This window comes from Roseivivax sp. THAF30 (genome assembly GCF_009363575.1).
GTDB lineage: Bacteria > Pseudomonadota > Alphaproteobacteria > Rhodobacterales > Rhodobacteraceae > Roseivivax > Roseivivax halotolerans.
In genome coordinates, this window is the sequence record NZ_CP045389.1 from 816625 (window position 1) to 830025 (window position 13401).

A 13401-nucleotide genomic window follows, 5' to 3' on the forward strand; every position below is an offset into this window, starting at 1 on the left:
CTCAATTTGTGGACCACGCCGAAGTGTTGTCGATGATGGTCGATGCCGACGTCGGCGGCATCGACCGTAACAATCAGGAAGACTTGACCAACTTTAGGAGCGAAGCGGTTTCCGTGTCGTGGTCTTTCCGTCCTCTCACAGGGCTAACCACCTTGTTTGCGTCGAAGGGCACCTTTGCGACATGCTCGAGCAATGTCGTGAGGGGGATCCCATCCCGCGCATAGGATTTCTCGCCCTCGTCGAGTGGCTCGTGACCCATAAGTTTGCGCTTGATGTATCCCGGGCAGCTGCCGGCCATCAGATGATGGTGAAACGTCGTCCGGAGCGCGTGGAGATCCAGACCGTGCCAGTAGACGTTGTGCTTCCTGCGGTAGTTACCGAAAGCCTTGGTGAAGTTTTCGGTGAACGTGCCTTTGGTCTTACCGCGTGTCAGGGACGGGAAGATCCGGGTCTGACCATTTGCCTTGGCGCGTTCCACGAGATCCAGGAGGCCCAGTGCGATGAGCGCGGGGTGGACCGGCAGTTTCCGGTTCCCGCTCTCCGACTTCACGCTGTCGTCGGAACCCTGGATGATGCGCAAATAGGAGAGTCCATCCTCGCTGCCGAAGTCTTCCGGGCTGAGCTGCGTTGCCTCCTCGCTTCGGAGGCCCTGCAAGTCGGCCAGCAACGGGATCCAGAACATCGGATCATCCTGACCGTCCGCCTGGCCCTGGAACGCCGGTGTTTGCAGCAGAAGCTCGAACCGGTCGTCCCATCGCTGACGCGCGATCTTGGCCTCGACGCTCTTTAGACGCCGTTCCTCGTCGTTGGAGAAGCTGCAATTCTCGAACGGATTCTTGTCAATCACGCCAAAGGCCATGAGCATTTTTGCGACCTTGTTCGGGCCACGCACGTGTCGCATGTACGTTTCCGCACGAATTGTTGGGATGGCCTTTTCGCGGCGCCGATCCTCGATATAGGCTGGATTGTCAGAGTATTCGTTCTTAAGTGCCCGCTCGACGGCGTTCATGTCGTTCTCCTGCTTCACGCGCATCCGGTCGATAAGGTCGACATATCCATTGAAAGGTATGAAATCGCCGCCTTTTCCATGGTGCTTTGGAATGTCGGCCATTTTCGCGATTGCCTCATCGACTGCGTCTTTCTCGATCTCGCCGATCGGCGTGTCGTCGAGGAAATCGGTCCAGATTTTCTGTCCCGTGCGGAGCGTATTGGCAGACGTCTTTTCCCATTTCGCACCGGTCTTCTGGTTGGGCTTCTGCGGCTTCTCCCAGGTGTCGGTACATCCATTGCACTTGAGCTCGAGATAGACGCTGAATGCTTCCGAGATCGTGATGGACGAGCCTTTCTCGAGAAGCCGAATGCTGTCTTCGGACAGGACACCGAGCACAGCTCGCTCCTTAAGCGTTTCCCGGATCTCGGGGTGCTCAGGCTCGCTGGGTTCGGGTTGCGAGATAGTGGGCGTTGAGGCCCTGAAGTTTGGAAACTTGAAGAACATGTCGTCCTCTTTGGTTTGGGTTTCGGATCGCAACGATGCGAATGCATCGCGCGGGAGTGCCGAGCCAGCAGCGTGATGAGGCTGTGCAGGGATGTGGGCCGTGTTCGACGCCAGTGCGCGCTGGAAATACGGGCTGGGCTCTGAAAATTCGCCCCGGTCGCGCCGCTCGCGCTCTTGGCTCACATCGAGCAGAACACGCGTGGCCTCATGCGCGAGCCAGCGTGCATCGGGGGATGCAAGGTCTGGCAGGCTCACACCGAGCTTGTCGGCAACCGATCTGAGGGGATCTTCCGCGATGGCAAAATCACGGCGCAGATAGGCGTCCCGGAGACTGTCCTGAATGGCACGCTCGCGCTCGATCGACGCTTGCGCCGCTACGGCGGATCGCGGGCTCTCCGTGGCTCGGAGATGATCCGCTGCCGCGATCTCGAACCGTACCAGTTCGGTCAGAAGTCTCGATGTTTCTTGCATGCTCAGGGACATCATCGCCGCGTAGAGAAAGGTTTCATCACTCAGCGCCGTGAGCCGTCGGGCCCGGTCGGCGGCAACGTGGTAATCGTGGGTCTTCAGAGAAAAACAGGGGGTAGATTTTGGTGGTGCCGCCTGCCGAAAATCAGATGCAGCGATTTCAATGGGTTGCGGACTGTCAAGGGGTTTGACTCGGTGCAAAGCTTGACTCGATTTCTGCGTGGTTTGACTCGAATTGCGGGATTCCCTCACAAGATCAGACACTTGGATTTGGCAAATCTGAAGACGAAGGGTCTGATTCGACGCAGCTCGACGAATCAGATCGCGGGGCAGGCGCCGTCTCCAGGCATATCCGTAGGGGCGCAGTTCGAGATGGGGGATGGCGGTGTGGCGGTGCTTCGGCACTGTGTCTGACTCCTGTGTGACTCCGCTGTGTACGGAGTGTGTGACTGGGTGTGTCAGTTTCGGTGCCCGAGACGAGAAAAGCGGCCCCGAGGGGCCGCTTTTTCCTTGAAAATCAACCCTTTGCTGGGTGATTGGCTCCGGCGGTAGGGATCGAACCTACGACCAATTGATTAACAGTCTAATTTTTCGGGCTATCAGCGCCAAACGATGTAAAACTATCGCGTCGCGCAAGCACATGAAAGTCAGTATTTATTGACGTTCAAGGCTCTCACGGGCTAACATCGGGGAACAAGGGCAATCGGCCATTCTGTTCCCCAGACTGTTCCCCCGAAGGACCAATTGATTATGAAGCTGACCGCCGCGAGCGTAGAGAAAGCCAAGCCGACCGACCGGCGGCAGGAGATCCCGGACAGTCTTTGCACCGGGCTTTATCTGACGGTGCAGCCCAGCGGAAAGAAGGGCTGGCAGGTGCGCTATCGCCACGGCGGGGTGCATCGGCGGATGAGCCTGGGCGCTTATCCCGTGCTGTCTCTGGCGGATGCACGTCAGCGGGCACGGGACGCGCTGGCGGCGGCAAGCGAAGGACGCGACCCTGCCGAGGAAGTGCGGGCGGCGAAGGCTCCGAAGCCCCAAGATGATCGGGACAAGGTGCGGACGCTGATGGCGCTCTATGCCAAGCGGCATCTGGCCAGCCTCAAGAGCGGCGCGACAGTGAAGCGTGAACTAGAGCGGCACGTCGTCAGCGAATGGGGCGAGCGGGACATTCACGACATAGCCAAGCGGGACGTGATCGACCTTCTGGACGGCATCGCGGACAGCGGGCGCGTCGTTACCGCGAACCGGGTTCGCGCCTATCTGAACAAGTTTCTGAATTGGTGCGTGGAGCGTGACGTGATCGACGCATCCCCGGCGCTCGGGGTGAAGCCGGTGGCGAAAGAGGCGAGCCGCGACCGCGTTCTAAGCGATGATGAAATCCGGTGGTTCTGGCGGGCATGCGAGGCGGAAGGGCAACCGTGGGGGACGCTTGGGAAGGTGCTGCTACTGACGGGGCAAAGGCTGTCCGAGGTCGCGGGCATGTCCGATGCGGAAATCACGGGCGAGACGTGGCACCTACCGGCGGCGCGCACCAAGAATGGCCGCGCACATGACGTGCCGTTGTCCGAAGCTGTCCGGGACGTTCTGGACGGTATGGAGCGGATCGACGGCACGGCGCTCTATCACACAACGAACGGGGCAACACCGCTGAGCGGTTATCATAAGGGCAGGGGGCATCTTGCAACGCGGATGGTCGAGGTCGCGTCCGAGGAAGCGGGCGAGCCGGTCGAGATACCGCATTGGACGTTCCACGATCTGAGGCGGACAGCAGCGACCGGAATGGCCCGCTTAGGCATTCCCGTGCGCGTGACGGAAGCTGTCTTGAACCATGTCAGCGGGACCGGCGGCGGGATCGTGGGTGTTTATCAGCGCCACGACTATGCGGAGGAAAAGCGAAAGGCTCTGGAAGCGTGGGCACGGTTTGCCCGCAGTGTCGTGGATGGCAATGCTGAGAATGTTGTGCGGTTGGAGGTGGCTCAATGAATGATTGGGGCATTCCCGATTGGACCGACCCGTTGGCCTACGGCGACACTGAAGGGTGGCATCTTTGGCGTTGGCGTTGGGAATTTTATCGACGCCGCGAAGATCTGCGAAAAGACTATATGGAAAATTTGGAGCAGGCATATAGAAATGACTTGTGGCTCAGGGATAAGCTGAAAGACACCAAAATAATTTTTGGTCAGGTCAAAGAGCTTGGGGATAGGTCTTTCAAAGTTCCTGCGCCCGGATGTGACGAGAAATATGGATATCCAGCGTTGCCGCATCCCGCGTACGGGGATCATCCTATAGTCGATATATGCCCTATCCGTGATCGCGATGAAGACGTTGGTTTAGTCAGCGGTGAGTGGTTCGATGATGGGATTGGTACAATCGGCATCCAACCCAACGAAATGGCGATTGTTTTTAAGTTGGACAAACCACTATCGGCTCAGCTTAAAGCCGCAAAGGAGGAGTTGTCCCGCCAGCAGCGTGTAAGGTCTAGTGAAGGCCGTACGGTTCGAAAGACGCGCCCCTCGCCCGCTGATCGGTTGGCCTACCTGCGCATACTCGACGCTCGCGCTGACATGCCGGAAGCAAAATGGAGGGAATTTACCGATGCTCTGTTCGCGCACGGACTTGTAGATCGGCGGAAGGACCCGGCAGGTGGATACTGCGCGCCGCCACCGCAGGCTGGTCGCGACAGGTGGGAATCGGCGAACGACTTGCGATTTGATTTTTGATTTCCGCGCGCAATCCCCACAGCGGCTATCGCCGGTCACAAAGGGCCACCAACCAATGAGGTGGCCCAATGAAGACAGAAACTTCCGAAGCTCCTGCGCTAGATCTGCATAAGCGCGTTCCCGTCGCCCGCGTCCGCGAACTCTGCGGCGGCGTCTCCGAAATGACCCTGCATCGCTGGCTGAACGATCCGGCGATGGACTTCCCCCGTCCCATCTATCTCGGCCAGCGCCGCTACTGGCGCGAAGCTGACGTCATCGCGTGGCTCGACTCCCGCGAGGTGGCGGCATGAGACTGGCGGACTTCTCCCCCGAAGCGCAGGAGCTACTAAAGCGCGCGAGCTTCCATGACCTTCAGTGCCTTGGCGCTGAGGCGAAAGGCATCAAGGACCGGGAGCGCGTGTCGGAACTCGGGACCGATCCGGGAGCGGCCATCAAGGCGGCATTCGAGGTTCGCAAGGCCGATGTATCGGTCGAGATCGACGACCCGCTAGAGTTCGTCGAGGACAGCCTTGAACTGGTCCGCACGGTTGCGGGCCATGAGATGGGCGAGGACTGCACGCACCGCGCCATGTGGACAGTTCTGACCGCTGCGGTCGATACGCTCCGGGAACATCGCGCGCGTGACCGCGAAGCCAATGAGCACCTGCGGGCAGCGTGGCTGAAGCTGCGGGACGCGGAGGGCAAGGCATGAACTGGCTTGCCAACGTTTCGCTCGATGAGCTTTTGCAGCTCAAGCCCAAGGGCTTCTATCGCATCGCCAATGTCGAGGGGCGCACGGTCTTCACGATCTGCCGCCCGGATGAGCCCCCGGAGCAGTATCTCTGCGCCTCCCCCGGCATCGCAAACCAATTGCGGATGAGCCTGACAGACGAGGGCCTTGCGGGCTTCGTGGAGGGCGCATGGTGATGGCCCGGAAAAAGCAAACCCCCGATCCGGCTGTCACCGTGACCGAGGGCCTAAATGAAGTCACCCAACTTCAAAGCGAAGATAGCACCCGCCCCAAGACCAAGCAACAGCGTTGGCGCAAGCGGAACCCGCGTTCCTATCTCGCGCACATCACCGTGGCCAACGCTCTGCGCCTGGGGGTGCTGACGCGCAGCCCGTGCGAGGTGTGCGGCTCTGAAAAGAGTGAAGCCCACCACGACGACTATTCCAGCCCGCTCGAGGTGACGTGGCTCTGCCGCCGTCATCATCGCGCCCGGCACCGGAACCCCTGACAGACCCTCGCCCCTGCACCTTGGGCGAGGTGTGGGGGCGTCCATCCATCGGAGCAGACCGGACAACGAGCCGGGCACATCCTCTTTGCCGTCCTAGCCTTTGACCGTTGGGCGATACCAATGGGCTTATGACGATCCGGGGGCATCACCCACCCCGAGCGGTACCGACTCCTACTGGGCCGCTCAGAGACGCGACAACGAAACCCACGTGGCACGCGCCCGACGAGAAGGCGTATGACCCGGGACCGCACCGGCGCAGGGCTGCAAAGGGCGGGCTGAGTGAAAAGCTCAGGGGAAGGCGGCTGGCCCCCGACATCGGGCATCGCGTGGAAACGGATCGAGGAAGCGTAGGGCCTTCCCCTGCATGCGGGGGGAAGGAGCGGGTGGCGGAGGTGCGTCCATCTTGATTATGTCAGCTGTATTGACCTATATTGGGTAAGCTATGCTGACCTACTTGCGAGAATGCTGCGATGCTCTGCCACGCTGAGGGCTCTGTATTGGTTCCAATGCCCCGGCTTCGGGAGGGGGGTGCGGCCGCGGGGCGGGGTCTTCCTTTCTCTCTCCCGAAAAAATCCCGGGAGGTGGCTCGATGAACCGCAATCAGCGCCGTGCTTTCTACAGAAAGACCGCGAACCTTTCGCGCGATCAATTGGTCGCGGCGGCACGAGATTATCTCCGCGACTTTGAGGAATTCGAGCTAACGGAGGTCGAACGCGAGATTGAAAGAAAGATGCTTGCGGCGCGCCATGCTGATCGCCCGCTGTTCCATGGCGGGCTCCGTGGTCGGCAAATTGGCGACAAACTTCTTCCGGGATCGCTGACAGGCGAGAACCCTCACGGCTTTCGTGACGCCGAATTCCGCCGCAGGTTTGTCTACTGCACCCCCAAGCCGGAAGAAGCCAAGTGGTTCGCGCAAAGAAGCGATGGAGTGGTCTATCAGGTCCAGCCGGACGGTGAGGTCTGGTTCGACACGCGGGTTGTTCGGACCGCCTGGCTCTTTCTCGGCAGCGAACTGGTGAAGAAAGAGGCGCGCAAGTTTGGGCCTCGATACGGCGACCAGTTTCTTGCGGTCTACGCAAATACTGGCGCCGTGATCTGCCGCAGCGCAACGGTTCTCGAGGTGCTGCATGTCTAGGGCATCCAAAGAAGCGACGGCGGCACTGCGCTTCCTTCCCAAGCTGATCGTCCCGGAGGGCAGGACAGCCGGCAAGCGGCTGAAGCTGGCGCGCTATCAGAAAGAGTTTGTGCGCGGTGCGTTCGCGAAGGACGTGGCGGCGGGTTGCCTGTCGATTGGTCGGGGCAATGCCAAGACGGCGCTGTCGGCCGGCATCGCTCTGGGGCACCTGATTGGCGAGATCGCGCCGCAGCCCAAGCGCGAGATCATCTTTGCGGCCCGGAACCGGGATCAAGCCAAGATCGCGTTCGGCTTCCTGGTCGGCTTCATCGAAGGTCTGCCCGAAGACGAGCAAGAGCAATTCACGATCCGCCGCGGCTCCAAGCTGGAAGTCGAAACGGCGGAGAATGGCGGCGGTCTGGCGCGCGTCATCGCGGCGGATGGCAAGTCCATTCTCGGCGGCGCTCCAACGTTGGCGATCCTCGATGAGCGGGCAGCATGGGAACGCGAGAAGGGCGACAACCTCGAAAACGCGATCCTGTCCGGCCTCGGCAAGCGGGACGGTCGCGCTCTGATTATCAGCACCTCGGCACCCGACGACGCAAACACCTTTTCCCGATGGCTCGATGAGCCCCCGCCGGGCACCTACGTCCAAGAGCACCGGCCCGAGCCGGGCTTGCCGCCGGACGATCTGGAAAGCCTGCTGATCGCCAACCCCGGCGCGCGCGAGGGCATCGGCTCGACCGCGGAATGGCTGGTGGCGCAGGCCCGGCGGGCGATTGCGCGGGGCGGCTCTGCCCTGTCGAGCTTCCGCAACCTCAACCGCAATGAGCGGGTGGCGTCCGATGATCGGTCGGTGCTGGTCACGGTAGACGAGTGGCTGGCGGCGGAGGTGTCGCCGGATGAACTGCCCGAGCGCGACGGCCCCGTTGTGCTGGGCGTCGATCTGGGCGGCTCGCGCAGCATGAGCGCGGCGGCGTTCTACTGGCCCGAGACGGGGCGGCTTGAGTGCCTGGGCGCGTTCCCGACCAAGCCGGGGCTCGCGGATCGCGGCGCGGCCGATGGTGTGTCGAGCCGATATGTCGAGATGAGTGACCGGGGCGAACTGGTCACGATGGGCGAGACGACCGTGCCCGTGGACCGCTTCCTTGCGGACGTGGTGGCGCAACTGGACGGCCAACCCCTCGCGGCAATCGTGGGCGACCGCTTCCGCCATGCCGAATTTGTCGAGGCGCTGCGCGGTGCCGGGCTGGAACGGGTGCCGTGCGTCTGGCGCGGCATGGGCTGGAAAGACGGCTCCGAGGATGTGGAGCGGTTCCGGCGCGCGCTATTCGAGCAGAAGGTGCAATGCCTACCGTCGCTGCTGCTGCGCTCCGCCTTCGCGGACGCGATCACGCTGATTGATCCGGCGGGCAATCACAAACTCACGAAATCCCGCTCGACCGGGCGGATCGACCCGGCGGCGGCAACCGTCATCGCGGTCGCGCAGGGCGTTCGGATGACCGGCGCACCGAAGAACAAGGGAGGACGCATCGCATGGGGCTGACCAAGACAGCATCGCGGCTGATCGCGCGGTACGGGCAGGCTGGCACGTTCGTGCGACCGGGCGAGGCGGACGACACGACCTATCCGCCCACGCCGGGCGAGCCGACCGAACATCCCTGCACGGTCGCGGTGGTCGATTATGAATCGGAAGATCGTGACGGCTCAAATATCCAGACGAACGACCTGCGGGCGCTGGTGTCGGTCGAAGGCTTGGCCATTACCCCGAACAACGGGGACAGCCTGATTGTCGCGGGCAAGACCTTTGCCGTGGTGCGTGTCATGCCGCTCGCCCCTGATGGGGTGGTCCGGTTTTATGATGTGCAGGTGCGCGGCTCATGAACCGGCGGAGTGAATACAAGCGGCACTCCGCCCGCGTGACGCGCGGCCCGCGATGGAAGGCGCTGCGTATGCAGGCGCTCGACCGCGACGGGTGGGCCTGCGTCGAATGCGGCACGCGGCGGCGGCTCGAAATCGATCATATCGAGTCCGTCCGGGACCGCCCGGATCTGGCCTACGCGCTTTCCAATCTGCAAGCGCTCTGCGGGCGCTGTCACGCGCGCAAGACCCGAATTGAGGTTGGCATGGGCCAGCCCAATCCCGCCCGCGAGGCGTGGAAATCCCTGCTGCGGGACATGCAGCGCGACCCCAACAAACACGAGGTGTGAGCATGTTGGATTCAGTGAAAATCTCCCGGCGGCAGTCGGAAATCCGCCAAGCCCTTTCGGGAATGGTGGGCAAGGAAGCCCCGTCCGAGGAAGAGACGCGGCAAATGGATGAACTCGACCGCGAATATCGGTCGAACGAAACCCGCTACCGGGCCGCGCTGGTTGCGGAAGACGAGGAACGGCGCGACGCTGGGGCCGAACTGGAAACCCGGTCGGATCGCGAGTGGTCCGAGCTGATGGGCCAATTCGAGATGCGACAGGTCGCCTTGGCGCTGGATGAGGGCCGCGCGCTCGATGGCCAAACCGCCGAGATCGTGAACGAACTGCGCAGCGCTGGCGGGTATCGCGGCATCCCCGTGCCGTGGCAGGCGCTCGAACTCCGCGCGGGCGAGACCATTGCCAGCGGGACGCCCGATCCGATCCAGACGCGCCCGATCATTGACCGTCTTTTCCCGAACTCGGTCGCGGCGCAGATGGGCGCACAGATGGTGACGATCGACCACGGCGAAATCGAGTGGCCGGTGGTGACGCAAGGCGCGACCGTCGCATGGCAGACGAGCGAGACCGGCAACGTGGGCGCGCCGCAGGCGTTCCAGGCGGTGGACAAGGCGCTGGCTCCCGACCACACGCTGGGCGTCCAGATGCGGCTGACCCGCAAGAGCCTGAAGCAGTCGGGCGCGGCGCTGGAAGACGCGGTGCGGCGCGACATGAACTCGGCCATCGGTGCCGAGATGGATCGTGTCGTGTTTCTCGGCAGCGGTGCGGATGGCGAACCCTTGGGGGTGATCCCCGGCGCTTCGACCTACGGCATCACCGAAACCGCGGTTGACGCTGCGGCGTCCTACGCGGCGTTCCGCGCGGCGGCGGTGCGGTTCATGCTGGCCAACGCGGCGACAGGCACCGGCGCGGTGAACCTGCTCCTGCGGCCCGAAATCTTCGACAGCATGGATGACCTGATCGACGGGCTGGCCATCTCCGAGTGGGATCGGCTGGTGGCGAAGATGGGCCGCACGGTGCTGACGACCAACGGGCTGGCGGCTCCCGCCGGTGATCCGGCGGCAAGCACGGGCCTGCTGACGACGAACGCGGGCGGCGTGCCGCCGGTCTTCGTCGGCAAATGGGGCGCGGTCGATCTGATCCGCGATCCCTACACCGACGCGCAGTCGGGCGGCCTGCGGATCACGGCCCTTGCCACGATGGACGTGACCGTGGCGCGCGGCTCGCAGCTCGAAATCCTGACCGGGCTGCAATAATGCTCTGGGGCGGACATGAAGGCGGCCTAGAGCTGCGCAAGCGGGCGTCGGGCGCTTTGGCGCTTCATGGCCGCTTCCCATACGGCAAACGCGCGGTCCTGTCCGATGGCGGCAGGACCGGGCGTCCCCGGAAAGAGGTGATCGCACCTCGCGCGTTCTCCTACCGGGTGGAGCGTCCCGAGGAAGATATTCACCTGCTGATCGGCCATAGCTATGACCGGCCCCTTGCATCGCGCGGGGCCGGGACGCTGGAACTGGCGGACAGTGACGACGCCCTGACCTTCACGGCGAACATCACAACCGAAATGCAGGAGGTCAGCTACGTTGACGACTTCCTGCGGACCATGCGGGCGGGACTGATTGTCGGTATCTCGCCCGGCTTCCGCATCCCGCCGCAGCGGGCGGAACCGAATGCGGAGAAGGTCGAGGAAGAGGACCCGGCGGAGGGCACGGCGCTGATCCGCACGATCTTCGCGGCCTTGCTCTATGAACTGAGCGTGGTCACGCGCCCGGCCTATGACGAAACCCAAATCGAGGAACGGAACTGGCAGCCCGCCCGGAAACCGGCGCGGACGGGAGTTTATAGCCCGTATGGAGGACCGGTCAGATGGCGGTGACGTTGAAAGAGGATGAGGCGATCCCGAGCGCATATCCTGCCTCACCGGCAGGTTTGAGCACGGCGGCGGCGGCGCTGGACCCCGAACCGATCTGGCAGCGGATCGAAGCATATTGCCGAGTGCGCTGGACGCCGCGCGAGGTGGTCTGGATCGTGGAGGAGGACGGCGACTGGTGCCCGCCGCTCCACCCGCTCGAAGTCACGGCAGAGGAAATCTGGAATGGCAGCGCGTGGGAAGCTGCAACCGTCTTCGCATCGCCCTACGGCGGCTATCGCCTGACGACTGCCGGGCCTTACCGCTTCACCGGGACCGTGGGTGGCGGTGACGTGCCTGCGGCAGTCTCCGAGGCGTTCCGGCGCATGGCCGAATACTTGGCCGACGACGCCGACCGTGCGGGCGCGTCCAGCTACAGCGTGAACATGGGCGGGGCAATCGAGGAAAGCTATGACCGCAACCCCGCATGGATCGGGCGCGCAATGGAACTGAGCGGGGCGGCGGATCTTCTGCGCCCCTTCAAGCGGAGGGCCTGACATGTGGCCATTCAAGCGAAAGGCGGTCGAGGAAACCCGGTCTAGCGGATCGGGCTTCACGGCGGAAATCATGGCGGCGCGCGAGTCCTATATCTCCGGGCGGCGCGGCATTGCCGAACTCACGGCCACGGCGCAGGGCGCGGTGACGCTCTGGGAAGGCGGTTTAGGGCTGGCGGACGTGAACGGCACGACGCTCTTGGACCGGCGGTCCCTGTCGCTCTGCGCCCGGTCGCTGGCCCTGCGGGGCGAGGCGCTATTCCTGATCCGCGAGGCGGGCCTTGTGGCCTGTTCCGACTGGGACTTGCGCACCCGCGACGGAAAGCCAACGGCCTACCGGGTTTCCGTCTCCGAAGCGGGTGGCGGGCGATCCTTCACGGTGTTGGCAGCGGAGGTGCTGCACTTCCGCATAGGCTCCGACGTGGCGGCGCCCTACTACGGGACGGCTCCCCTGAAGCGGTCGCAACTGACGGCAAGCCTACTCAATGCGGTCGAGACGGCGCTTGCGGAAGTCTATGAGACTGCACCGCTCGCCAGCATGATCGTCCCGTTTCCCGAGGCACCGCAAACCGACATGGAGCAAATCGCCCGAGGCTTCAGGGCCAATCGGGGCAAGGTTTTGATCCGGGAAAGCGTGAACGTCGCAGCGGCTGGCGGCCCCACTCCGGTGCAGGACTGGAAGCCGCACGATCTGTCCCCGGACCTATCCAAGAGCATGACGCGCGAGACGCTGGCAGCGGCGCGGGACGCGATCAATATGGCGTTCGGCATCTTGCCGGGACTGACCTCGCCCGCCACGACCGGCCCGCTTGTGCGCGAGGCGCAGCGGCATCTGGCGCAATGGGTGCTGCAACCCATTGCCATGATGATCGCGGAGGAAGCTACGGACAAGCTGGGCCAGCCGGTAAGTCTCGACACTCTGCGGCCGCTGCAAGCCTTCGACGCGGGCGGACGGGCAAGGGCGATAACGGCCATTGTCGGTGCCCTGGCGCAAGCCAAGGAATCGGGTGTTGATCCGGCGGCAGCGATGAAGCTGGTCGATTGGGGGAATGAGAATGATGCGGGGGCGTGATGTTCGATATGGCCCCGATCAAGTCAAAGGCTGAGCGGAAACGCGAGCGGCGCGAGCGCGAGGCCCGTAAAGGTCGCCTTGGCCGCGACCGCTTCGATCATCTGGCAAAGGAACTGGCGGGCACGATCCGGCTGGCCTTCGAGGCGGGGGCGACGGGATCGCTGTTCGGGCTGGAAGGGCCGCTCCGCCAAGGTATTCGATCTGACCTTTGCCTGATGGGGTGGCGATGGGACGACGCGGACTTCATGGCGCGTGAACTGTTGGGCGAGGCGTTCCGGCGGGCGCGGGCGGTGCGACCAACTTGGTATGAAGGGCAACCGGAATGGACGATTCGCCAAGGACTTCTAATCGAGCGAACGCGGTGCGTGGAATGCGGGCAGCATCTGCCGGAGGGGCATCGGAAGTTTTGCGACACCGTTTGCCTGAACAGTCATCACAAACGGCAGACGCTTCTGCGCGAGGGCGGCGAAGAGACGGCAGTGAGGATCGCGACACGCTCGATATGAGGCACCGGTGCGCCCGGTGCGGCGCGGACATTACGGGCGGCCCTTCGCATAAAATCTACTGCACTTCCGCATGCCGTGCTGCGGCAGACGTTGAGCAGGCGCGACGGGTGCGGGCACTCGATAATGCGCGCAAGCGGTGCGAATGGTGCGGAGGCCCGATGCAACCTGACGCTCGGAGCTTTGCGAAATACTGCGGCAAAAC

Annotated in this window: 16 protein-coding genes; 15 read left to right on the top strand and 1 reads right to left on the bottom strand. The window is 63.2% G+C overall.

The annotated features are described in order from the left end of the window. Positions 1-73: 73 nt before the first annotated feature. Complete coding sequence (locus FIU91_RS03875; RefSeq protein ID WP_152461517.1) at positions 74-2368, bottom strand: hypothetical protein; 2295 nt, start codon at positions 2366-2368, stop codon at positions 74-76. A 345-nt stretch (positions 2369-2713) separates the two neighbouring features. Between FIU91_RS03875 and FIU91_RS03880 the strand changes: the two genes are divergently transcribed. The 15 genes from FIU91_RS03880 (at position 2714) to FIU91_RS03950 (ending at position 13199) form a co-directional block, all read left to right on the top strand. After that, positions 2714-3946 (top strand): site-specific integrase, encoded by a 1233-nt coding sequence (locus tag FIU91_RS03880; RefSeq protein WP_152461518.1) that lies wholly within the window; start codon positions 2714-2716, stop codon positions 3944-3946. Then, entirely contained in the window at positions 3943-4683 is a 741-nt protein-coding gene (locus FIU91_RS03885) for a hypothetical protein (RefSeq protein WP_152461519.1), read from the top strand. Before FIU91_RS03880 ends, FIU91_RS03885 begins: the two co-directional genes overlap by 4 nt. Before the next feature lie 68 nt (positions 4684-4751). After that, on the top strand, positions 4752-4973 hold the full coding sequence (locus FIU91_RS03890) for an AlpA family transcriptional regulator (RefSeq protein WP_152461520.1): 222 nt from the start codon (positions 4752-4754) through the stop codon (positions 4971-4973). Beyond that, on the top strand, positions 4970-5374 hold the full coding sequence (locus FIU91_RS03895; RefSeq protein WP_152461521.1) for a hypothetical protein: 405 nt from the start codon (positions 4970-4972) through the stop codon (positions 5372-5374). The genes FIU91_RS03890 and FIU91_RS03895 overlap by 4 nt, the downstream gene beginning before the upstream one ends. Next, positions 5371-5589, top strand: coding sequence for a hypothetical protein (locus FIU91_RS03900; RefSeq protein ID WP_152461522.1), 219 nt, complete (start codon positions 5371-5373; stop codon positions 5587-5589). Before FIU91_RS03895 ends, FIU91_RS03900 begins: the two co-directional genes overlap by 4 nt. Then, a complete protein-coding gene (locus FIU91_RS03905; protein WP_216651623.1) occupies positions 5589-5900 on the top strand; it encodes a hypothetical protein in 312 nt (103 codons plus the stop codon). Before FIU91_RS03900 ends, FIU91_RS03905 begins: the two co-directional genes overlap by 1 nt. 589 nt (positions 5901-6489) lie before the next feature. Then, positions 6490-7035 carry a hypothetical protein gene (locus FIU91_RS03910; protein ID WP_152461523.1) on the top strand — a complete coding sequence of 182 codons (546 nt, stop codon included), beginning with the start codon at positions 6490-6492 and terminating at the stop codon, positions 7033-7035. Continuing rightward, a complete protein-coding gene (locus FIU91_RS03915) occupies positions 7028-8560 on the top strand; it encodes a terminase large subunit domain-containing protein (protein WP_152461524.1) in 1533 nt (510 codons plus the stop codon). Before FIU91_RS03910 ends, FIU91_RS03915 begins: the two co-directional genes overlap by 8 nt. Then, complete coding sequence (locus FIU91_RS03920) at positions 8551-8898, top strand: hypothetical protein (protein WP_152461525.1); 348 nt, start codon at positions 8551-8553, stop codon at positions 8896-8898. The genes FIU91_RS03915 and FIU91_RS03920 overlap by 10 nt, the downstream gene beginning before the upstream one ends. Further along, the gene (locus FIU91_RS03925; protein ID WP_152461526.1) at positions 8895-9224 is read left to right on the top strand and encodes an HNH endonuclease; all 330 of its coding nucleotides are present in this window, start codon (positions 8895-8897) and stop codon (positions 9222-9224) included. Before FIU91_RS03920 ends, FIU91_RS03925 begins: the two co-directional genes overlap by 4 nt. A 2-nt stretch (positions 9225-9226) precedes the next feature. Further along, entirely contained in the window at positions 9227-10477 is a 1251-nt protein-coding gene (locus FIU91_RS03930) for a phage major capsid protein (RefSeq protein WP_152461527.1), read from the top strand. Beyond that, a complete protein-coding gene (locus FIU91_RS03935; protein ID WP_152461528.1) occupies positions 10477-11094 on the top strand; it encodes an HK97 family phage prohead protease in 618 nt (205 codons plus the stop codon). Before FIU91_RS03930 ends, FIU91_RS03935 begins: the two co-directional genes overlap by 1 nt. Continuing rightward, positions 11085-11624: a hypothetical protein gene (locus tag FIU91_RS03940; protein WP_152461529.1), complete on the top strand. Its 540-nt coding sequence runs from the start codon at positions 11085-11087 to the stop codon at positions 11622-11624. Before FIU91_RS03935 ends, FIU91_RS03940 begins: the two co-directional genes overlap by 10 nt. Before the next feature lies 1 nt (position 11625). Further along, a complete protein-coding gene (locus FIU91_RS03945; protein WP_152461530.1) occupies positions 11626-12693 on the top strand; it encodes a phage portal protein in 1068 nt (355 codons plus the stop codon). Next, on the top strand, positions 12693-13199 hold the full coding sequence (locus FIU91_RS03950; protein WP_152461531.1) for a hypothetical protein: 507 nt from the start codon (positions 12693-12695) through the stop codon (positions 13197-13199). The genes FIU91_RS03945 and FIU91_RS03950 overlap by 1 nt, the downstream gene beginning before the upstream one ends. The last annotated feature ends 202 nt before the right edge of the window (positions 13200-13401 follow it).